Source organism: Pseudomonas sp. MC6 (assembly GCF_054790575.1).
In genome coordinates this window covers 4,534,885-4,555,376 of record NZ_CP186504.1, presented here as the reverse complement: position 1 = coordinate 4,555,376, position 20,492 = coordinate 4,534,885, and the positions used below count along the sequence as shown (strand labels likewise).

Genomic DNA, 20,492 nt, shown 5'->3' with positions numbered 1-20,492 from the left:
CGATTGAGTGCGCAGCACTCACCAAGGTCAATCATGCTCTACACCCAAAAGAATCCGCCCACTGGAGCAGGTTGCCGTGTCATTACGGTAAGCGAAATACAATTTGCGGCGCTCAGGATCAAAGCGCAGGTGCAACTGGATTTCATCACCGGGGCGCACCAGTTGCTGGAACTTCAGCACTTCCATCCCGGCAAACGGGCCGGTCAGATTCAGCAACTGCCGCCCAAGGTTCAGCGCCCATTCCACCTGCACCACACCGGGCAATACTGGAGCTTTGGGAAAGTGACCACTGAAATAAGCCAGATCCGGCGGCACGCTCAGTTGCAGACTCCATTCACCCTCGGTCTCGACCTGCGACAGCACTTCCGGCGATTTCGGTCGCGGCGCCATCAACAGCGCTTCAACGTCGGCCTGCGGCAGCTTGCCTTGGCTGTTCAACGGCAATTGCCGCACCAGTCGCCAGCGGCGGGGCAGGGCCAGGGCTTCGCAGTGTTGGCGCAAATGCTGGCGCAGGGTTTCAGTCAGGCTGCGACGGCCGTGCTCACGCAAGGCAAACAGGCCATCCTCGCTAAGCACCAGCAACGCACCGAGGGAAGCACGGTTTTCCTGGACCACGCCCAAGCGCGCTTCGGCGACCCATTCGTGGGCAACCAAGGCTTGTTCGAGCATGGGCAGAGAGATGCGTTTTTCTTCCAGTTTGACGATCCGGTCCAGCCGCCCGAGCAGTTCGAAGCGGCCATCGGCGGCGATGCGCGCAGCGTCAGCGGTGTGTTCGACGTGCCCGGCGGGCAGGTAAGGTGAAGCGATCAGCAGGGCGCCTTCGCTGTCTTGGCTCAATTCAACACCGGCAAACGGTTGCCACAGTTGTTCGCCCTGACGCCAGGCAATGCCACCGGTTTCCGAGCTACCGAGGATTTCCGTCGGCCATTGTTGCAAGCGTTGTTGCAGACTCTGCGCGGCTTCAAAGGGCAACGCGCCGCCGGAGGAAAACACCCGGCGCACGGCGCTCAGGGCCGGCCAGTCAAGGTTGTCGCCCATGCGTTTGAGCAGCGCCGGACTGGCAATCCAGGCGAAGGCCGGATGTTCGCGGCTGGCACGCTGCAAGTCTTCGGGAAACGCCAGTTGTTTACGCGCAAACGGGCGCCCGGCACACAGCGGCCACAGCACGCGAAACAGCAAACCGTAAATATGCTGGGTGGCGACGCTGCCGATGATGCAGGCCTCACCGAGATCGGCGCCCCACAGTTGCTCCAGCGCTTCGACTTCATTGGCCAGTTGGCGCAGGGTTTTGTCGATGCGCTTGGGCTCGCCGCTGGAGCCGGACGTGCACAGGCTCAGACGGCACTGGTCGAGATCCAGCTCGGCGCCGGGCAACGGCGGCTGATGAAAGTCGCTCAGCTGCGCGTCATCGGCGTGATCCGTCAGCCACTGATCGACTTCAGCCGACCAGCGCTGGCGGGTTTGTGCTTGCAGATCCGAGGGCAGCAGCACACTGACGCCGGCACGCCATGCGCCCAGCAAAGCGATGGCCAGTTCTGCGGCATCTTCCAGGTGCACAGCCAGGCGCTTCACGCCTTGCGCTTGCAGACCGGCGGCAACGCTCAGCGCCTGCTCGCACAGTTGCGCGTGATCGAGGGCCGGTGCGTGGCTGACAGCCCGCGCCGGCGCAGCCTTGAGCAACAGCTGCTCAAGCTTTATCCAGTTCATGTACGGCCTCTTACCCGTTGTCGTATCAGCCATTCAATGGCAAACATCAGGCCGATCAATCCATAGGAGATCAGGCCGGTGTACAACATCCACCAATTCAGCGGCGCCCACAGTGTCAGCAGGGCGGCGCACAAACCGTTGCAGAAGAAAAACACGCTCCAGGCCACCGTGACCTTGCGCGTATAGTGGATCGCGATGTCCGGCAGCTCTGGTTCACGCAAGCGCGCCAGCCGCTCGACCATCGGCGGGCCGTATTTCAGGCTAAGGCTGAACAGCACCAGCATGAAGCCGCTGATCAGCACCGGGTACCAGCGCAGCAACAGCGGACTGTCGAACAGCGCCAGCAACAGGCAGAAGACGATCGCCACACAGGCCATCCACAGGCTGCCGGGCTTGCGCTCGCCGGTCAGCGCCCGCGCCAGCCACAGGCTGCCCAGCAGCAGGCCGAACTGCCATGGAGCAAAGTGCTCCATGCCGAAATACACCGCAAAGGGGTACAGCAGACCGGCCAGCAGCAGGCCGAGGCCGATCAGTCGGCTCATGCGGCCGGTTGAACCAGGCGGTAGACCGCCTCGACCACGTCACCGACAGTGCGCACCGATTTGAACTCTTCGGCGGCGATTTTCTTGCCGGTCTGGCGCTTGATGTGATCGATCAGATCGACCGCATCGATGCTGTCGATTTCCAGATCCTGATACAGGTTGGACTCCAGGCTCACACGGGCCGGATCCAGTTCGAACAGCTCGACCAAGGCATCGCGCAGGGTGTTGAAAATATCGTCACGAGTTTGCATGGTCCGGTCTCAAGCTGCCTGTTTTGCCGTGACGAATGCCGCAAGGCTGGCCACGTTGGTGAAATGGTTACGGGTGTCTTTGGCGTCGGCGTCGATCTTGATGCCGTATTTTTTCTGGATCGCCAGACCCAGTTCCAGCGCGTCGACGGAATCCAGGCCCAGGCCTTCGCCGAACAGCGTCTGCTCGTCGCCGATGTCGTCGACACTGATGTCTTCGAGGCCGAGAGCATCGATGATCAGTAGTTTGATATCACGATTCAGATCGCTCATCTTCGGCGAGCTCCTTAATAAAGTAGGTGTGCAAATAATCGTTGAGCTTGCGCGAGGCTTGCGGGGCTGGCCCTTGCGCGGCGAAAGTCTGTGGGTCTATATCGGCCCCGACGCGAAAACTGAAGTGCACGCGGCGGCTGGGGATCCGATACCAGGGTTCGGCTTTGGTCAGCGTGGTCGGGTTGACCTTGATGATCACCGGCGTGACTATTTTCGCACCGCGCAGGGCAATCGCTGCCGCCCCGCGATGAAAGGCCGGCGCCTGACCTGGCTGGGTGCGCGTGCCTTCCGGAAAGATGATCAGGGTCTGGCCGTTTTGCAGGGACTGGGCAGCGGCATCGAGCATGTCCATGCTGCCGTCGTTACTGATGTATTCGGTGCTGCGCAGCGGGCCACGGGTGAAGGGGTTTTCCCACAGGGTTTTCTTGACCACGCAATTGGCTTGGCGCACCAGTCCGATCAGGAACACTACGTCGATCAACGACGGGTGGTTGGCGATGATCATCTGCCCGGGACGGCCAAGACGTTCGGCCCCTTGAATGTCATACGTCAACACGCCGGTACGGGCCATGAAGCGCACGAAAAACCAGAACAGCCGACTGACGGTCTGCCGCGCGCGCTGCCGATGTTTCAGCGCATCACCCGGCAGGCATCCGAGTAACGGAAACACCAGTACGCGCAGGCACAGTCCCCCCAGCCCGAACAGGGCGAAGCTTGCGGCGGTAGCCAGCAGGCGCCAGTAATAGGCGTCGCGGTTTTTTTCGGTCACGGGTTGCGTTGCCAGGTCCATACACGATTTTTCCAGGCATGTTGGCAAAGGGGTTGCTGGCCAAGCAGGGTTCGCAGCAGAGTGAGCGCGTGGGGCCAGTGCGCTTTTGACCGTGTTTCTGTGGTGCTGTTCAGGGTCAGCCGCCAGTCGGTACCGGGGGTGAGCAAAAGGCCGAGCGCGTACGGAAACGGCACGTCGTCGATCCACGCTGAATACGCTTCGGGCGGTTGTTCTTCTGTGATCACCAGCAGCACCGCCGGGGCGCCCTCATTGAGCAGGGCTGCGGCTTCGAGCATGCCGTGTTCGAGGCCGTCGCCGGCAGCGGCGAGGGCGGTCATTTCGCTGGTCTCGCCGCGCATGATCGACCACAGGCCGATAATCGCATTGTGCACCGACAAGCTGAACTGCGTCGGCGACAGGGGCTGTTCGTTGGCCAGATCGGTGAGGATCTCGTAGGTACGCGGGGTTTCGCCGTGACGCGAAACGAACACCAGCGGCAGATCCTCCCGTCCGTCGGCGAGGGGCCAGCCAACGCTGAACGCCATGCGTGCCAGTCGGCTGAGGCGGCGGCGTTGCATGGCCGGCAAAAACGACACATCGGGCGCGGCATCGCTGCTCTGGAGTACCACCGGTTGTCGGCTCCAGGCCTGCCAGGCGTCCACGCTGTCGAGCCCGGGAGCCCACGCGCGCCATTGGGCGATGTTGAAGTTGATCACGGACATTCATCCCGCCCCTGCGGGCATTCGTTGACGCGTTGAGTGGCCAGAGCCGCAGCAGGCTTGACGTGGCGCATGGCGCCGGGTGGCGCGCATTATCCCGGTGCGACGGGTGTGTAGCAAATGCTGGTTACATTTTGCGCAACGAAATGTACCGAGTGGTTCGCAAGAAAACTGTCACTTGGCCATTATCCAGATCGTGAGCGGCTTGTCTGTCGGGCATCTCGGCGATCAATGGCGGCGATTGCCCTATCTGTCCGCGGATATTTGCACCTGACTTTGTAGTCCGTGTCCGTGAAGGTAGCGAAGCGAGGTCGAGCGCATCTACACTCGGTCATTCTTTGATACACGGAGGTTTGGTCATGCGGCGCGTGGTGTTCAATCAGAAAGGTGGCGTAGGCAAGTCCAGCATTGCCTGCAATCTGGCGGCGGTCAGCGCCAGCGAGGGTTATCGCACGCTGTTGGTGGACCTTGATGCCCAGGCCAACTCCACTCAATATCTGACCGGGCTGACTGGCAACGACATCCCGATGGGCATTGCCGACTTCTTCAAGCAGACGCTGTCCTCGGGGCCGTTCTCGAAGAAGAATCAGGCGGATATTTACGAAACGCCGTTCGACAACCTGCACATCATCACCGCGACGGCCGAGCTGGCCGATTTGCAACCCAAACTTGAGGCCAAGCACAAGATCAACAAGCTGCGTAAGTTGCTCGATGAGTTGTCTGAAGATTACGACCGCATCTACCTCGATACGCCGCCAGCGCTGAATTTCTATGCGGTTTCGGCGCTGATTGCCGCTGATCGTGTGCTGATTCCCTTCGATTGCGACAGTTTCTCCCGTCAGGCCTTGTACGGCCTGATCGCGGAAATCGAAGAGCTGAAAGATGACCATAACGAAGGACTGGAAGTCGAAGGCATCGTAGTCAACCAGTTCCAGGCCCGGGCGAGCCTGCCACAGCAGATTCTTGATGAGTTGATTGCCGAAGGCTTGCCGGTTCTGCCGGTGTATCTGACCAGTTCGGTGCGCATGCGCGAATCGCACCAGGCCAGCATGCCGCTGATCCACCTCGACCCGCGCCATAAGCTGACCCAGCAATTCGTCGAACTGCACAACTTGCTCGAAGATCACTGATCTCCTGAGCTACGCAGATCCCCTGTAGGAGTGAGCCTGCTCGCGATAGCTTCCTTTCAGTCACTCAAGTGTTGGCTGACAGGACGCTATCGCGAGCAGGCTCACTCCTACATTGTTTGGCGGTGTGTCAGATCCCTTGGCTACGCAGCCACGCCATCAATTGCGGCAACGGCAACGCGCCACTCTGCCGCGCCACTTCCTTTCCGTTCTTGAAAAGAATCAGACTCGGAATCGAGCGAATCCCCAACTGCGCCGACAACTGCTGATTCGCTTCACTATCAAGCTTGGCCAAGCGGCACTTGCCCGCCAACTGCGCCGCCGCTTGCTCGAACACCGGCGCAAATGACTTGCACGGCCCACACCACTGCGCCCAGACATCAACCAACAGCGGTAAAATCCCCCTTGATCTGGCTGGCGTAATCGCCTTGCTTGAGTTCGAAGGGTTTGTTCCGCAGCACGGCGGATTTGCAGCGTCCGCACTTGGGCTGATCCGCGAGGCGCTCGGCAGGGATGCGGTTGAGGCCGTTGCAGGAGGGGCAGGGGATGAGGAGTGGGGTGGTCATGAGCGAAATCCGGAATTGAGCTGATAACACCTAGTTGGAGACGTTTGCTCATATTTCAATCGTGCAGGCTCTCGCGTTGTGCCTAGGCTGAAGACGCAGCAGGCCAATCCATTGGTCTGCCTAGTGTTATCGCAACTTGCGATATTTTTGGTTTGTGATTAACTCCCCATAGCAGAATGCGATAAGGATGTTGCATGCATGTGTTCAGTGAAAAAACCATTCGACAGGCCAAGGAGCAATGGCCACAAGCAGCAAGTGCTCTGGCGCAGTGGTTTCGTTTGGCGAGCAGAATTTATCCAAAGGATTTTTCAGCGATGAAATCGATATTTCCTGCGACCGACAAGGTTGGCGAGTTTCATGTCTTCGATATCGGTGACAATAAATTGAGACTGATTGCTTTTGTCAGTTATCGCTCTCAGAGACTCTACATAAAGCATGTGATGGATCACCGCGAATATGACCGCGGTAAATGGAAGGAGGGTAGGGTATGAATGTTTTGATTAAAACGGTTGTCGAGCACTGGGAATTTGTCTCTCCAGTGGTTCGGAAACCGAAAAACGAAGACGACTACGATGCTTTGGTATTGGCAGTCGACGAACTGCTGGAAATTACCGGCGATGATGAGTCGCACCCGTTGATGAGCTTGGTCGACATCATCGGTGACTGGATCGAAGAATGGGATCACACCCATCACCCCATGGCCCAGGCAAGTGGCGAAGAGGTTCTCGGTTACATGATGCGTGAGCACGGCCTGACTCAGAGCGACTTGCCGGGTGTTGGTGCTCAGTCGGTTGTTTCGGAGATTTTGAACGGCAAGCGCAAGCTTAACTTGCGCCAGATTCGTTGGTTGGCAGAGCGCTTCAATGTGCCAATCGATGTGTTTACCTGATGCTGGTTCAAGACGAACAACTGATCTCCAAATGCTTGCCCCACTCCGGCGGCCGCTCGGCATAACCGTCCATCCCCGGCTGCTCTTCAAACGGTTTGCTCAGCACCGCGTGCAGCCGGCGTACTTCTGAGTAATCCCCTTGCTCAGCCGCATCGATGGCTTTTTGCGCCAGGTAATTGCGCAGGATGTATAGCGGATTGACCGCATGCATCCGCGCTTGGCGCTGCGTTTGATCAGCATCGCCATCGCGGGCAACCCGGGCGACGTAGCGTTCACCCCAGGCATCAAAACCCTTGATGTTGACGAAGTCATCACGCAACCGGGCGACGGCCTGTTCGGCCGACTCTTCACCGAGTCGGCGGAAGAACAGCGTGTAGTCGACGCCGCTGTTCTGCATCAGTTGCAGTAGGTCTTCCAGCAGCTTCTGGTCTTCGTCTTCAGCGGTAGTGAAGCCGAGGCGGCGGCGCATCAGGTCGAGGTAGTGCGCCTGGAACAATGGCAAATACAAGCCGAGGGTTTCGCGCAGGGCTTCAACACTGATGAACGGCGTCAACGCTTGAGCCAATGCACTGAGGTTCCACTGGCCAACCGGCACCTGATTGCTGAACGAGTAGCGGCCCTGATCATCGGAGTGGTTGCAGATGAAGTTGGTGTCGAAATCATCGAGGAAGGCAAACGGGCCGAAGTCGAAGGTGATGCCAAGGATCGACATGTTGTCGGTGTTCATCACGCCGTGACAGAAGCCATAGGCCTGCCACTTGGCAATCAGTTCGGCGTTGCGTTCGACGATTTCGCGGAACATCGCCAGATACGGTTCCGGCTGTTCCAGACATTCGGGAAAGTGCATCGCCAATACGTGTTCGCCCAGCTGCTTTTGCTGCTCGGGACGCTTGGTGTAATAGAAGTATTCGAAGTGGCCGAAGCGGATGTGGCTCGGCGCCAGACGCAGCACCATCGCTGCGCGTTCCTGCTTTTCACGCCAGACCGGGGTGTCGGAGCCGATCACACAAGCCGCGCGCGACGAAGGAATGTTCAACGCGTACAACGCTTCGGAAGCAAGGAATTCACGGATCGACGAACGCAGCACCGCACGGCCATCACCCATACGCGAAAACGGCGTCTGCCCGGCGCCCTTGAGGTGCAAGTCCCAATGCTCGCCGGCAGTGTTGTAGACCTCGCCGAGCAGCAAGCCCCGACCGTCACCAAGTTGCGGCGTGTAGCCACCGAACTGATGCCCGGAGTAGACCATCGCCCGTGGTTCGGCATCGGCCCACAGCTTGTGGCCGCCGAACAGTTCAGCAAACTCTTGGGTTTCGGCGGTCGCCGGGTCGAGATCAAGCAGGGCCAGCGCCGCCGGGCTCGCGACGACCAGGCGCGGATGGTCGATCGGCTCGGGCAGCACATGGGCGGAGAACGCATCGCCCAGGCGGGCGAAGCGATTATCGAAGGTCAGTTCGTCGAGGGCTTTCAAGGGCCGGCTCCAGCAGAATGTCCGAGCATTCTGCTGGGTATAGGCCGGTTAGTCGAGTTTGGCCGGCGGCGGCTCTTGCAGCGGTTTCTGATCGTCGGCGACCGGCACGATGGTTTTCGTTTCCGGTTCGATCGGCACCATCTTGTATTCCTGACCGTGCAGGTTCTTCAGGTAAACCTCCATCTGGCGGAACGAGATGTTGATGTGCTGCTTCTTGAACTCGCGGTTGATGAAGCGGTTGACCTCATCGAGCACCGGGTTACGGTCACCGAGGTCGCGCACGTGCATGCGCAATTCGTGGTCGAGGGTGCTTTCGCCGAAGTTGAGGAAGTACACGTGCGGCTCGGGTTCCTTGAGCACGCGCGGGTTCTCGCGGGCAGCCTTGAGCAGCAGTTCCTTGACCAGATCCAGGTCCGAGCCGTAATCGACGCCGAGCTTCAATGTGACGCGGGTGATGGTGTCGGTCAGCGACCAGTTGATCAGTTGCCCGGTAATGAACGTCTTGTTCGGGACAATGATGTCCTTGCGGTCGAAATCGGTGATGGTCGTGGCGCGGATGCGGATCTTGCTCACCGTGCCCGACAGGTTGCCGATGGTGATGGTGTCACCGATCCGTACCGGGCGTTCGAAGAGGATCATGATGCCGGAGATGAAGTTCGCAAAGATCTCCTGCATGCCGAAACCGAGGCCGACCGACAGCGCCGCCACCAGCCATTGCAACTTGTCCCAACTCACGCCGAGGGTCGACAGGGTCGAGACGAAGCCGACGCCAGCGATCACGTACGACAGCAACGTCGTGGTCGCGTAGGCACTGCCCTGAGCCAGATTGAGCTTGGACAGCACAAACACTTCGAGCAGGCCGGGCAAGTTGCGCGCGAGGGCGAAGGTGATGCCGATGATGATCAGCGCGCCGAGCATGTCGCCGATGCTGATCGGCACCATGCTCATGTTGGCGCCGGTGCCGCTGGTGTATTCGTAGAGGGTGATGTTGTCGAGGTAGGAGAACACCGAAATCAGGTCCGACCAGACCCAGTAAAGCGCGGCAATGAAACCGCCGAGCAGGGCCAGACGGATCAGGCGCAGGGACTGCTCGTTGACCTTTTCGATGTCCAGCGTCGGCTCTTCGATCACCGCTTCGCCGTCGCCAGCCTCTTTTGCGGCCTGACGTTTGGCCAGGGCGCGTTGATAGGCCAGGCGTCGCGCGGCAACGCTCAGGCCACGGACGAAAGTCGCTTCGATCACCAGCCAGAACATCAGCAGGTACAGGGTGTTGATCAAGCGGTCGCTGAGTTTCAGCGCGGTGTAGTAGTAGCCGAAGCACACCGCCACGAACAAGGCGATCGGCAGCAGGGTGAACATCACACCGACGGCCTTGCGGAACAACGAGGTGTTCTCGTGGGCCGGGCTGCTGATCAGTAGACGGCTGAGCAGCCATGCCATCAAGGCGTAGCAAGTCAGCACCACCGGCATGCCGAGCACATCATCGGCCAGGGCCGCCGGTTGCAATTCGGCGACGGCAACAATGGTCACCAGCGCCATGACCACCAGACCCAGTCGACGGATCCAGCCTTGCAGGAATTCAACCTGAGGTTTCTCCCAACGGAAGTGCAGTTCCGCCACGCCGCCCGGCGCCAGAATCCGGTAAGCGGTGTAGAACACCAGCCACGCCTGACCCATTTGCAGCAAAGCCGCGCCCATGTTGGCGTTCTGTCCGCGCGCGTCGATCTGCAACGCCAGACCACACAAGGCCAGGCCCAACGCGACCGGCATCGCCAACAGAATATTGATCAGAATCGCCTGCGGCGTGTGCCACTGGCTGTCACGCTTGAAGTGGCCGATGTCCTGGTGAACCTTGTTCAGCCGCGCGTACAGATTTTTGCGCCGCCACAGCAGTGCACCGATTAGCAGCGCCAGCGGCAGGAACAGCAACGGGCGCTGGGTCAGACCGTCGGTCAGCTCGCTGAGGCTGGACGCCCATGGCAGGGTGTCGACCTGACGCTTCAGGCGCTCCGGCACCGCGCGCATCCATTCCAGATCCAGCGGCTTGTTGCTCGGAATCCAGAACATCTGCTCATCGAGCGTCGCACGCAGCCCCTGCGCGGTGCTCAGCAGTTGTTTCTGATTGAGTTGCAGGGTGATCGACTCGTTGAGCATGGCGCTCAGTTCGCGATTCAGTCGCTCCAGCAGGTCGGCGCGGGTGTTGGCCAGCTCCAGCAGGTTTTTGCGCAATTGCGGGGTGACCTGCTCCGGCGGCTGAGTGGCCAGCAAATTGTCGACATAGGCGGCGGGATTGCTCAGTTGCTCACGCTGCTGGCTGACGTCGAATTGCCACAAGCGAATGTCGGCGATCTGATCCGCCAGGTCGCGGTCGACCTTGAGTCGCGGAAGGGCTTGTTTCTGTTTGTAGAGAATCTTCGACAGCAGCAGGCTGCCCTTGAGCACGCTGATCTGCTCGTCCAGCGCTGAATCGCTTTGGGTCAGGCTGTCGAGCTGTTGTTTGGTCTGCAGATTCTGCTGGGTGACTTCGTTGAGGCGGTCAGTGCTTTTCAGCAGGTAGTCGGAGAGTTTGAGGTTGGCCGTGCTTTCGATGGCCAGCAGACTGCTGCTACCGGCCTTCTGCGCTTCGATCGACTGCTGGGTCACGGTTTCCTGCGACTGCGCCAGACGCTTCTGGTTGATCAGGGTTTGCAGTTCCTGGATCTCGCGGTCGAGGCGGTCGGACTTCTCCGAGAGCAAGTCATGCTGAGCGTTGCCCAGATCCTGCAACTGGCTGTTGCCGGCCAGCTCCTGACGGCGCAACGGAATCAGCGCATTCAGCGCCGCCAGTTCGGCGTTCAACTGGTCGCGCTGCTCGGCGGTGACGGTTTTACCCGCGTCCTTGCCGGACTTGAGGATGTTGTTGATCTGCTGGATGCGCGTCTGGCTGGCGGAAATCTCTGCCTGAGCACGCTCGGGGCGCGTCTGTGCGGTGATGATCAGGCTGTTGGCGTCGGCGAGGGCTTTTTGCAGGTCACTTTGCTGAGTCGAGCGATCGGTGAGGATTTGCTCCAGTTGCTGAATCGACTCTTTGGGAAAACGCTGTGCCACCGGCACCACGGCCGTAGCCTTGAGGCGCGTCAGTTCGCGGGTGCTTTCAATCGTCTGCTTGGGCGCGCTCGCCAGTTGCTGCTTGAGATCGATCAGTTTCTGCTCGTAATCACGCTGGTTGTTCAGCTGATTGAGCGTGTTCTGCAGGACGGTCTGCAGGGTCTTCTTATCGGCATCCGGCAGTTTGCTGTCGGCCAGTTTGTCGAGACTGGCCTGCACGGCGTCGCTGGACGGTGGTTCGGCGGCGTACAGCGGGCCGACAGTAAGACTCAGGCCCAGCAGGGCCGCGGCGAAAAAGGAGCGCAGGGTAGGCATAGAGACCGGTCAAGCAAGTGAGAGTGGACGCAGTTTAGAGGAAGAGTCCTGGGCCCGGGCGACTTCCTTCGGGGAATCTGACGCCCACTTTGCCGATCTTGTTCCCGTCCATGACCGCAACCGTCCAGTGGGTGTTGTTCCACTCGACCTGGTCACCGACGATCGGCGCACCGCCGACTTTCTGTGCAATGAAGGCGCCCAGGGTCATGTCTGGATCGATGCCTTCGGCCGGCAACCCGTAGAGCGCCGCAACCGCTTTAAGCTGGGCGTCTCCTTCCAGCACGAAATCACCGAAGAAGCGCAGATCGAGACCCCGTTGCGGCGCTTGGCTGAAGAGTTTTCCGAGGGCGCCGAGGTTATGTTCATGGCCGATAACGCACAGCAAATCATCGACTTCCAGCACCGTACTACCCGACGGATGGAGCAGTTGCTGGCCACGAAACAGGGCCGCGATACGTGTGCCTTCGGGCATTTTCAGTTCGCGCAGGGGCGAACCGATGCACCATTTTTCCGCGCCGAGCTTGTAAACGAACAACTCCCACTCGCTGGTGACGTGGACTTCCAGCGCCGCGCGGGAAATCGGCGCAGGCTCCGGCGGTACGGTCACCTTCAACAGCTTGGCCACCCACGGCAGGCTCGTGCCCTGCACCAGCAGCGACACCAGCACGATGAAGAACGCGAGATTGAAATACAGCTGCGCATTCGGCAGCCCGGCCATCAGCGGGAACACCGCGAGAATGATCGGTACCGCGCCGCGCAGGCCTACCCAGGAAATAAACGCTTTCTCGCGGCCATGGAAGGCCTTGAACGGCAGAAGGCCGACCATCACCGACAGCGGCCGCGCAAACAGAATCATCCACAGTGCCAGACCGAGAGCGGGCAGGGCTATCGGCAGCAAGTCGTGCGGGGTCACGAGCAGCCCCAAGACCAGGAACATGCCGATCTGCGCCAGCCATGCCATGCCGTCGAGCATGTGCAGAATGCCGTGGCGACTGCGCACCGGACGGTTACCAATCACCAGACCGCACAGATAAACCGCGAGGAAGCCGCTGCCGTGCAAGGCGTTGGTCAGGGCGAACACCACCAGACCGCCGGCAATCACCAGAATCGGATACAGACCGGCCGCCAGATTGATGCGGTTGACCAGTTGCAGCATCAGCCAGCCACCGCCGAGACCGATCACACCACCGATGCCGAACTCGCGGATCAGGTGGGTCAACAGGCTCCAGTGCAGACCGGTCTGGCCGCTGGCGAGCATGTCGATCAGAGTGACAGTGAGAAACACCGCCATCGGGTCGTTGCTGCCGGATTCGATTTCCAGACTGGCGGTGACCCGTTCGTTCAGGCCTTTGCCGCCGAGCAGCGAGAACACCGCCGCGGCGTCGGTTGAGCCAACGATGGCGCCGATCAACAGACCTTGAATCAGATTCAGATCGAACAGCCACGCGGCAGCCATGCCGGTCAGCCCGGTGGTGATCAACACGCCGACCGTGGCCAGCGACAGCGCCGGCCACAAGGCCACGCGGAAACTCGACACCCGCGTACGCAAGCCGCCGTCGAGAAGGATCACCGCCAGGGCGAGGTTGCCGACCAGATAGGCCGTCGGGTAGTTATCGAAAATGATCCCGCCGCCATCGACCCCGGCGGCCATGCCGACCGCAAGAATAATGACCAGAATCGGAATGCCGAGACGGGAGGAGAGGGAGCTGACGAGAATGCTTGCGCCTACCAGCAACGCGCCGATCAAGAACAGGCTGTTGATGGTCGTCGCATTCAAAGGCAGTACTCCAGAAGCGTAAATACGGGCACAAACTGACCATGCAGTCTGCGTGCCAGCGATTCTAACCTGTTGAAATGTGATGCTGTCAAAAAGCTTTTTCAGCGGAGCATCAGGATTTGTGTTCGGCGGGCGATTGCTGCCCTCACCCTAGCCCTCTCCCGGAGGGAGAGGGGATCGACCGCGGTGTTTGTGCGAGGTACGCCGACCTGAAATATCGCGCCGAACTGAAAATCTGAAAGGCCCCCGATCTGCTCCCTTTCCCCCTCTCCCTCTGGGAGAGGGCTGGGGTGAGGGCGCTTTTGATCTTGATCTACTGAATCACAGGCTGAACCGCCCAACCATGTTGTTCAGGTCCAGCGCCAGACGCGACAGCTCATTGCTCGCCGCACTGGTCTGATTCGCGCCGGTCGCCGATTGCACCGACAAATCACGAATATTCACCAGATTGCGATCCACTTCCCGCGCCACTTGCGCCTGCTCTTCGGCGGCGCTGGCGATCACCAGGTTGCGCTCGTTGATTTCGACGATGGCGGTGTTGATGGTGTCCAGCGACATGCCGGCACCACGGGCGATGTTCAGGGTCGACTCGGCGCGTTCGGTGCTGTTGCGCATCGAATCCACGGCGTGTTCGGTACCGCTCTGAATGCTGCCGATCATCCGCTCGATTTCGCTGGTCGACTGCTGGGTACGGTGCGCCAGGGCACGGACTTCATCTGCCACCACCGCAAAACCACGACCGGCCTCACCGGCACGTGCCGCTTCAATCGCTGCGTTCAGTGCCAGCAGGTTGGTCTGATCGGCCAGACCACGAATCACGTCTAGCACTTTACCGATATCACGGGATTCATTCGCCAGATCCCCGATCAGCGAAGCGGTGCTCTGCACATCAGCGCTCATGCGTTCGATCGCGCTGACGGTTTCCTGCACCAGATCACGGCCGTCGCCGGCAGACGTGGTGGCGTTTTTCGAAGCTTCCGAAGTGCTCACGGCGTTGCGCGCCACTTCTTCCACGGCGCTGGTCATTTCATTGACCGCAGTGGCCGCCTGTTCGATTTCATTGTTCTGCTGAGTCAGGCCGCGCGCGCTTTCGTCGGTGACGCTGTTCAGTTCTTCAGCCGCCGAAGCCAATTGAGTGGCCGAGCCGGAAATACGCTGCAGGGTGTCACGCAGCTTCGATTGCATCTTGGCCATGGCCGCGAGCAGACGTCCTGCCTCGTCTTCACCGTCAACGTGGATCGGTTGAGTCAGGTTGCCTTCGGCGATGGTTTCCGCAGCTTCCAATGCTTTGGAGATCGGCTTGGTGATGCTCACGGTCAGCAGCCATGCGAAGAGGAAGGTCAGGCCAGTGGCGATCACCAACAACGTGACCACAAGGTTGAAAGACATCGAAAACTGATCACTCGCGCCTTTATCCGTGTCGGCGATTTGCTGGGTGTTGATCTCCAGCAGGCGCGCCAGGGCGGTGTTCACCGCTTCCGAGTTGCTTAGCAAGTCCGAGTTGAGCATCTGCCGCAGTTCATCGATCTGATTGTTGCGCGACAGGGTTTTCATCCGGTCTTCGAGCTGGCGGTACTGCGCGAGCAACTGCACGTATTGATCATAAGCCGCACGTTCTTGCGGGCCGTCGATCAACGGTTCGTAGGCGCGCTGGGCGTCGGCGATCTGCTTGTTGCGCAACTCGAACAGTTCGACAGTCTTTTGTTGAACGTCCGGTTCACGGTTGATCAGCAACCGATACGACAAAACGCGCAGGCGCAGAGTGAGTTGGGTGAATTCGTCGAGAGCCTTGATGGAAGGCACGCTGGCCGTCGCAATGTCTTCGCCTGCTGCGCGGATTTTGCTCATCTGATTCAGGGCGAACACGCCGAGAATCAGCATCAGGCCGCCGATCAGGGCGAAGCCGGTAAACGCCCGTGGGGCGATATTCATATTGCGGAGGGACATGGGCGGATACCAAGAGAGGGCCGCTTCCATGCGGGCTGAGACTGCGATATGGATGACTTATCGGTCATACGACTAAAGTCTTGAGGCACTGTGCGTATTTGTCGCAGAAGGGCTGGGGCGACGAAGTGCAGGAACCAGATCGGCAGATCACAGTCTTTAAAACTCGCAGGAACGATCCGCCACCAGGAAAATCAAGGCCTTGCGCCGGTTTAACCCTGGCATCCGTGGTGACTTTTCTTTATCGTACGCGCCCTTTGAAAAACGCTTGGAAGATCAAAATGTTGGAAGCATCCCTCAGCCAATTGGAACAGCTCGTCAGCGACTTGGTGCAACAGAACCAGAGCCTTGCGCAGACCAACCAGACCTTGTCCACGGAACTGGCCCAGGCCAAGGATGAAAACGAAAGCCTGCAACTGAACCTGATGGAGCAGGAAGAAAAGCACGGCGCCACCGCAGCCCGCATTCAAGCCCTGGTTGATCGCGTCAACGCAGGTCCTGTCAGCGCATGAACCACCACACAGCAGGGGTAAAAGTCGTCTCCATTCTCGGGGAGGACTATTCGATCAAGGCACCGGCCGGGGAAGAACAGACCCTGCTGGACGCGGCCATGATGCTCAAGGCAGCGCTGGACGACACCAAGCGCAAATACCCGACATTGATCGGTGACCGCTTGCTGGTGCTGGCGGCGATGAATCTGTGCTCGCAGCAGATTGAAATGAAGAAGCAGCACAAAGAAGAACTCGACCGTTACCAAGAGCAAGTCAGCGCCACGGTCGACACTATTGCCAAGACCATCAATCAGGGTTGATCGGGTTGCGCACAACCAAAGAATAGATTGTCGATCGGGTTGTATACAATCGGCACGGCTGTTGCATTGTTTCGGCCACTTATTCTTTGGGGGTGCTCCATGCAGTTGTGGCGACGCAGTATTCAATGGCAACTGATTCTCAGCATGGGCACCGCCCTGCTGGTCAGTATCCTGATCGTGGTTGGCATTTATACCCTGGTGGTCAACCGCCTCGCCCAGAGCTATCTGGTCGAGCAAGCGCTGCCATCGAGCATCGAAGCGACGCGCAACGATATCGAACGCATCCTTGTGCAACCGCTGACGGCGGCCAAAGATATCGCCAGCAATACGATGGTCCGCGACTGGCTCGCCTCAGGCGAAGACAGCAGCAAAACGGCGGGCTTCGCGCAGTATCTGGAAGGCATCCGCGCCGAACATAAAGCCTTTACCGCTTTGATCATCGGCACCGAATTCAATCATTACATCACCGAAAAAGGCCTGGATCGCACCCTCAGTCGTTCCAAACCGGCCGACGCGTGGTTCTATTCCTTCCTCGACAGCAATCAGCCGCGCACCCTCAATATCGACAACGACGGCGCCACCGGAGAATTGGCGCTGTTCATCGATCTGAAAGTCGAGCAGGCCGGTAAAGTGGTCGGCGTAGCCGGGCTTGGTTTGAGCATGAAAGAGCTGTCGGAGCTGATTCACAACTTCAGCTTTGGTCAGCGCGGCAAGGTCTATCTCGTGCGCTCCGACGGTTTGATCCAAGTGCATCCCGAAGCGCAGTTCAGCGGCAAACGCACCTTGAGCGAGCAGATTGGCGCCAATGCGGCGCAATCCGTCATGGGCCAGAAAACGGCGATCAGCAGCAGCTTCCAGAGGGATGGCGAAGACTTCCTCGCCTTCAGCCTGCCTCTGCGTGATCTGGGCTGGACCTTGGTGGCCGAAGTGCCGCAGTTGCAGATCTATGCCGAGGCCCGCAAGGCGATGTGGATGAGTGGCGGCATCGGTCTGGCGGTAGCGCTGGTGTGTCTCGCGTTGGTGGTGTGGCTGGCGCAAGGGCTGGTGCGGCCGATTCGTCAGGTAACAGCCGCGCTCGTAGCAATCGGTAGCGGCGGTGGAGATTTGACCCACCGGTTAGATTCCAGCCGCGCCGATGAGCTGGGCGACCTCGCCCGCGGCTTCAACCGTTTCCTCGATAGCCAGCGCGGCATGATCGGCGAAGTGCTGACCACCAGCGAACGTCTGCGCACGGCTGTGGGGCAAGTGGCGAAAGTGGTGGAGAACACCGCTGAGCGTTCCGGCCGCCAGCAGGAAATGACCGACATGGTCGCAACTGCGGTTCACGAGATGGGCCTGACCGTGCAGGAGATTGCGCAGAACGCTGGTAACGCGGCACTCGCTTCGCAAACCGCGCGGGATGAAGCGATGCAGGCGCGGGAAGTGGTTGGCGGCTCGATCAAGCATATTGAAAGCATGTCGGATGAGATTGGCGTAGCGGCGGGTGCGGTCGGTGAGCTGGCACATCAAGTGGCCTCGATCGACTCTGTATTAGCAGTGATTCGTGGCGTGTCCGAGCAGACCAACCTGCTGGCACTTAATGCCGCCATCGAAGCGGCGCGCGCCGGGGACATGGGGCGCGGCTTTGCAGTTGTTGCCGATGAAGTACGCACCTTGGCGCGCCGCACTCAGGCATCCACCGATGAAATCCAGCAGATGATCGGCAGCCTCAAGCAAGGCGCGGAAAACGCCGTGTCGTCGATGCGCACCGGCCAGGCGGCAACCGGCACCGGGGTTGAGTCGAGCCAGCGCACTGGGGCTTCGTTGACGGCGATTACCGGTCAGGTCGAGCGCATCAGTGACATGAACCATCAGGTGGCGACGGCGACGGAAGAGCAGTCGGCGGTGACGGAAGAGATCAACCGTAATGTGCAGGGGATTTCCGATCTGGCGCGGGCGACGGTGGGGGAGGTTCGGGCGTGTCGTGAGGATTGTCAGATGTTGCAGAGGCTGGCGGATGATCTGGCGCGGCAGATGGGTGGGTTCAAGTTGAGTTGAGTGTTGAGCCAGAAAAGCCCCTCACCCTAGCCCTCTCCCAGAGGGAGAGGGGACTAACCGAGTGGTTTTTCGTCATGCGCCGACTTGAAAGACCGAGTCGATTATGGATTCGGCAAGGCACTTTCAGGTCGGTGTACTTCCTATATATCCCCCATTCGGCCCCCTCTCCCTCCGGGAGAGGGCTGGGGTGAGGGTAGGCTTTCAGAACCACGCATCCTGCATCGCCAGGCACGTATCATCCCGCGCCTCCAGCAACGCCAGTTCATGGTGACAACCCGGCACTTCCCACGTCAGAAAGTACCGCGCCGCCTGCAGCTTGCCCTTATAGAAGTCGACATCCGCCGCATTACCCTTTGCCAGCCCTTCTTCGGCACGAATCGCCTGCTCCAACCAGCGCCAGCCAATCACCGTGTGCCCGAACACCTTCAGGTACAACGCCGAGTTCGCCAGACTGCTATTGACCTTGCCCTGTGCCAGGTCGGTCAACAAACCGATGGTCACCGTTTGCAGGCGCGCGACCAGTTTTTCCAGGGGCTCACGCAGTGCGGTCAGCGATTCATGCGCCGTTGCGCGCTCTGCCGTGGTGGCGATCAGTCGAATCAATTGCTTCAATCCCGCGCCACCGTTCTGCGCCAATTTACGCCCGAGCAAGTCCAGTGACTGAATGCCGTGAGTGCCTTCGTGGATCGGGTTCAAGCGGTTGTCGCGGTAATACTGCTCCACCGGGTATTCACGGGTGTAGCCGTGGCCGCCAAGAATCTGGATCGCCAGTTCGTTGGCCTTGAGGCAGAATTCCGACGGCCAGGATTTGACGATCGGCGTCAGCAGATCCAGCAATTCATGCGCCTGTTTGCGCTCGGCTTCGGACTCAAGCGTGGTGGTGTCGTCGAACAAGCGCGCCGCGTACAGACCGAGATCAAATGCACCTTCGACGTAGGATTTTTGCGTCAACAGCATACGTCTGACATCGGCGTGCTGAATGATCGCCACCGGCGCCGCCGTCGGATCCTTGCTGTCCGGCACGCGACCCTGTGGCCGCTCGCGGGCGTACTCCAGCGAGTACAGATAACCGGCATAACCGAGCATCACCGCGCCCATGCCGACGCCGATACGTGCCTCGTTCATCATCTGGAACATGTAGCTCAAACCGTGGTGCGGCTTGCCCACCAGATAGCCGATGCACTCGCCGTTATCGCCGAAGTTCAGCGCTGTGGAGGTGGTGCCGCGCCAACCCATCTTGTGAAACAGCCCTGCCAGCAGCACGTCGTTGCGTTGGCCCAAGCTCCCGTCATCGTTGACCAGAAATTTCGGCACGATAAACAGCGAAATGCCTTTAACACCCGCAGGCGCATCGGGCAGCTTGGCCAGGACCATGTGCACGATGTTTTCCGAGAGCGGGTGATCGCCGCCGGAAATGAAGATCTTGTTGCCTTTGAGGCGATAAGTGCCGTCGGACGCCGGCTCGGCGCGCGTACGAATATCCGACAGCGATGAACCGGCATGCGGCTCGGTCAGGGCCATGGTGCCGAAGAAACGCCCGTCGATCATCGGTTGCAGAAAGCGTTGTTTCTGCTCGTCCGTGCCAAAGCTCTCAATCAGATTCGCCGCGCCCATGGTCAGGAACGGGTAGGACGTCGAAGCCGCGTTGGCTGACTGGAAATGCGCGAAGCAGGCTTGCGACAGCAGTGTAGGAAGCTGCATGCCACCGGCGTCGAAACTTCTCGCGGCGTTAAGGAATCCGGCTTCAAGGAAGGCATCCACCGCTGGTTTCACTTCAGGAATCAGAATCGCCTGACCGTCTTCGTAGCGTGGTTCGTTCTCGTCGCCCTTGCGGTTGTGCGGCGCGAAGTACTTCTCGGCGATGTTGCGCGCGGTGCCGATGGCGGCGTCGAAGGTTTCGCGATTGTGCTCGGCAAAGCGCTCACGCCGGGTCAGGCCCTCGGCATCAAGGACTTCATACAGCTCGAAAGCCAGATTGCGGGAACTGAGCAGCGTCTCGGACATGGCGGCCTACCTGAAATTGGGGTTGGGCCGAGTCTAAGGCGGGGGAATAGAGGCTGGATATGATGATTGATGAGAGTGATGCAGAGGTGAGGGCGACACTAATCAAATGTAGGAGTGAGCCTGCTCGCGATAGCGGTCTGTCAGACACAATTATTTTAACTGACAGACCGCTATCGCGAGCAGGCTCACTCCTACAGGGAATTTCA

General features: G+C 59.6%; 16 protein-coding genes and 4 pseudogenes. 7 read left to right on the top strand and 13 right to left on the bottom strand.

What is annotated here, in order from left to right; genetic code table 11:
- Window positions 1–27 precede the first annotated feature (27 nt).
- The 6 genes from ACOYXE_RS20305 to ACOYXE_RS20280 are packed head-to-tail and all read right to left on the bottom strand — an operon-like array spanning window position 28 to window position 4,261.
- Window positions 28–1,707: an AMP-binding protein gene (locus tag ACOYXE_RS20305; RefSeq protein ID WP_460926506.1), complete on the bottom strand. Its 1,680-nt coding sequence runs from the start codon at window positions 1,705–1,707 to the stop codon at window positions 28–30.
- A complete protein-coding gene (locus ACOYXE_RS20300; RefSeq protein WP_160055169.1) occupies window positions 1,704–2,249 on the bottom strand; it encodes a COG4648 family protein in 546 nt (181 codons plus the stop codon). Before ACOYXE_RS20300 ends, ACOYXE_RS20305 begins: the two co-directional genes overlap by 4 nt.
- Entirely contained in the window at window positions 2,246–2,500 is a 255-nt protein-coding gene (locus ACOYXE_RS20295; protein ID WP_007909503.1) for an acyl carrier protein, read from the bottom strand. The genes ACOYXE_RS20300 and ACOYXE_RS20295 overlap by 4 nt, the downstream gene beginning before the upstream one ends.
- A gap of 9 nt (window positions 2,501–2,509) precedes the next feature.
- A complete protein-coding gene (locus tag ACOYXE_RS20290; protein ID WP_016983882.1) occupies window positions 2,510–2,770 on the bottom strand; it encodes a phosphopantetheine-binding protein in 261 nt (86 codons plus the stop codon).
- Window positions 2,751–3,560 (bottom strand): lysophospholipid acyltransferase family protein, encoded by an 810-nt coding sequence (locus tag ACOYXE_RS20285; protein ID WP_134175903.1) that lies wholly within the window; start codon window positions 3,558–3,560, stop codon window positions 2,751–2,753. Before ACOYXE_RS20285 ends, ACOYXE_RS20290 begins: the two co-directional genes overlap by 20 nt.
- On the bottom strand, window positions 3,536–4,261 hold the full coding sequence (locus ACOYXE_RS20280; RefSeq protein ID WP_160055172.1) for a beta-ketoacyl synthase chain length factor: 726 nt from the start codon (window positions 4,259–4,261) through the stop codon (window positions 3,536–3,538). Before ACOYXE_RS20280 ends, ACOYXE_RS20285 begins: the two co-directional genes overlap by 25 nt.
- 356 nt (window positions 4,262–4,617) lie before the next feature.
- Here ACOYXE_RS20280 and ACOYXE_RS20275 point away from each other — a divergent pair, with 356 nt between their 5' ends.
- Entirely contained in the window at window positions 4,618–5,388 is a 771-nt protein-coding gene (locus ACOYXE_RS20275) for a ParA family protein (protein WP_038360142.1), read from the top strand.
- 127 nt (window positions 5,389–5,515) lie between these two features.
- On the opposite strand, the pseudogene trxC reads toward ACOYXE_RS20275, so the two are convergent.
- A pseudogene (trxC, locus tag ACOYXE_RS20270) lies at window positions 5,516–5,951 on the bottom strand (thioredoxin TrxC).
- A gap of 194 nt (window positions 5,952–6,145) precedes the next feature.
- Here trxC and ACOYXE_RS20265 point away from each other — a divergent pair.
- The gene (locus ACOYXE_RS20265; protein ID WP_460926505.1) at window positions 6,146–6,442 is read left to right on the top strand and encodes a type II toxin-antitoxin system HigB family toxin; all 297 of its coding nucleotides are present in this window, start codon (window positions 6,146–6,148) and stop codon (window positions 6,440–6,442) included.
- Window positions 6,439–6,840 carry a helix-turn-helix domain-containing protein gene (locus ACOYXE_RS20260; protein ID WP_460926504.1) on the top strand — a complete coding sequence of 134 codons (402 nt, stop codon included), beginning with the start codon at window positions 6,439–6,441 and terminating at the stop codon, window positions 6,838–6,840. Before ACOYXE_RS20265 ends, ACOYXE_RS20260 begins: the two co-directional genes overlap by 4 nt.
- Before the next feature lie 7 nt (window positions 6,841–6,847).
- On the opposite strand, the gene selO is transcribed toward ACOYXE_RS20260, so the two are convergent.
- From selO to ACOYXE_RS20235, 5 genes and pseudogenes are all read right to left on the bottom strand, one after another.
- On the bottom strand, window positions 6,848–8,311 hold the full coding sequence (selO, locus tag ACOYXE_RS20255) for a protein adenylyltransferase SelO (RefSeq protein WP_405122448.1): 1,464 nt from the start codon (window positions 8,309–8,311) through the stop codon (window positions 6,848–6,850).
- Between the two features lie 48 nt (window positions 8,312–8,359).
- The gene (gene mscK, locus ACOYXE_RS20250; RefSeq protein WP_160055184.1) at window positions 8,360–11,713 is read right to left on the bottom strand and encodes a mechanosensitive channel MscK; all 3,354 of its coding nucleotides are present in this window, start codon (window positions 11,711–11,713) and stop codon (window positions 8,360–8,362) included.
- Window positions 11,714–11,747: 34 nt separating this feature from the next.
- Window positions 11,748–13,490: a potassium/proton antiporter gene (locus tag ACOYXE_RS20245; protein WP_016983888.1), complete on the bottom strand. Its 1,743-nt coding sequence runs from the start codon at window positions 13,488–13,490 to the stop codon at window positions 11,748–11,750.
- Between the two features lie 321 nt (window positions 13,491–13,811).
- Window positions 13,812–14,411 (bottom strand): annotated as a pseudogene (locus tag ACOYXE_RS20240) (methyl-accepting chemotaxis protein); the annotation flags it as partial.
- Window positions 14,412–14,714: 303 nt separating this feature from the next.
- Window positions 14,715–15,371, bottom strand: a pseudogene (locus ACOYXE_RS20235) (MCP four helix bundle domain-containing protein); the annotation flags it as partial.
- Window positions 15,372–15,715: 344 nt separating this feature from the next.
- On the opposite strand from ACOYXE_RS20235, the gene ACOYXE_RS20230 reads away from it, so the two are divergent.
- The 4 genes and pseudogenes from ACOYXE_RS20230 to ACOYXE_RS20215 all read left to right on the top strand — a co-directional run bounded on the left by ACOYXE_RS20230 (window position 15,716) and on the right by ACOYXE_RS20215 (window position 18,282).
- Window positions 15,716–15,946: a hypothetical protein gene (locus ACOYXE_RS20230; protein WP_016987570.1), complete on the top strand. Its 231-nt coding sequence runs from the start codon at window positions 15,716–15,718 to the stop codon at window positions 15,944–15,946.
- The gene (locus tag ACOYXE_RS20225; RefSeq protein WP_064117128.1) at window positions 15,943–16,245 is read left to right on the top strand and encodes a cell division protein ZapA; all 303 of its coding nucleotides are present in this window, start codon (window positions 15,943–15,945) and stop codon (window positions 16,243–16,245) included. The genes ACOYXE_RS20230 and ACOYXE_RS20225 overlap by 4 nt, the downstream gene beginning before the upstream one ends.
- 99 nt (window positions 16,246–16,344) lie before the next feature.
- Window positions 16,345–17,367: pseudogene (locus ACOYXE_RS20220) on the top strand (cache domain-containing protein); the annotation flags it as partial.
- A gap of 69 nt (window positions 17,368–17,436) precedes the next feature.
- Complete coding sequence (locus ACOYXE_RS20215) at window positions 17,437–18,282, top strand: methyl-accepting chemotaxis protein (RefSeq protein ID WP_460929863.1); 846 nt, start codon at window positions 17,437–17,439, stop codon at window positions 18,280–18,282.
- Window positions 18,283–18,483: 201 nt separating this feature from the next.
- Here ACOYXE_RS20215 and ACOYXE_RS20210 read toward each other — a convergent pair whose 3' ends face one another.
- Entirely contained in the window at window positions 18,484–20,286 is a 1,803-nt protein-coding gene (locus tag ACOYXE_RS20210; RefSeq protein ID WP_460926503.1) for an acyl-CoA dehydrogenase, read from the bottom strand.
- Window positions 20,287–20,492: the final 206 nt, after the last annotated feature.

What these genes read in the sequence shown, in the direction of transcription:
- ACOYXE_RS20305 (WP_460926506.1), bottom strand. Translation starts at nt 1,707, where the DNA reads ATGAACTGGATAAAGCTTGAGCAGCTGTTGCTCAAGGCTGCGCCGGCG.
- ACOYXE_RS20300 (WP_160055169.1), bottom strand. Translation starts at nt 2,249, where the DNA reads ATGAGCCGACTGATCGGCCTCGGCCTGCTGCTGGCCGGTCTGCTGTAC.
- ACOYXE_RS20295 (WP_007909503.1), bottom strand. Translation starts at nt 2,500, where the DNA reads ATGCAAACTCGTGACGATATTTTCAACACCCTGCGCGATGCCTTGGTC.
- ACOYXE_RS20290 (WP_016983882.1), bottom strand. Translation starts at nt 2,770, where the DNA reads ATGAGCGATCTGAATCGTGATATCAAACTACTGATCATCGATGCTCTC.
- ACOYXE_RS20285 (WP_134175903.1), bottom strand. Translation starts at nt 3,560, where the DNA reads ATGGACCTGGCAACGCAACCCGTGACCGAAAAAAACCGCGACGCCTAT.
- ACOYXE_RS20280 (WP_160055172.1), bottom strand. Translation starts at nt 4,261, where the DNA reads ATGTCCGTGATCAACTTCAACATCGCCCAATGGCGCGCGTGGGCTCCC.
- ACOYXE_RS20275 (WP_038360142.1), top strand. Translation starts at nt 4,618, where the DNA reads ATGCGGCGCGTGGTGTTCAATCAGAAAGGTGGCGTAGGCAAGTCCAGC.
- ACOYXE_RS20265 (WP_460926505.1), top strand. Translation starts at nt 6,146, where the DNA reads ATGCATGTGTTCAGTGAAAAAACCATTCGACAGGCCAAGGAGCAATGG.
- ACOYXE_RS20260 (WP_460926504.1), top strand. Translation starts at nt 6,439, where the DNA reads ATGAATGTTTTGATTAAAACGGTTGTCGAGCACTGGGAATTTGTCTCT.
- mscK (WP_160055184.1), bottom strand. Translation starts at nt 11,713, where the DNA reads ATGCCTACCCTGCGCTCCTTTTTCGCCGCGGCCCTGCTGGGCCTGAGT.
- ACOYXE_RS20230 (WP_016987570.1), top strand. Translation starts at nt 15,716, where the DNA reads ATGTTGGAAGCATCCCTCAGCCAATTGGAACAGCTCGTCAGCGACTTG.
- ACOYXE_RS20225 (WP_064117128.1), top strand. Translation starts at nt 15,943, where the DNA reads ATGAACCACCACACAGCAGGGGTAAAAGTCGTCTCCATTCTCGGGGAG.
- ACOYXE_RS20215 (WP_460929863.1), top strand. Translation starts at nt 17,437, where the DNA reads ATGATCGGCGAAGTGCTGACCACCAGCGAACGTCTGCGCACGGCTGTG.
- ACOYXE_RS20210 (WP_460926503.1), bottom strand. Translation starts at nt 20,286, where the DNA reads ATGTCCGAGACGCTGCTCAGTTCCCGCAATCTGGCTTTCGAGCTGTAT.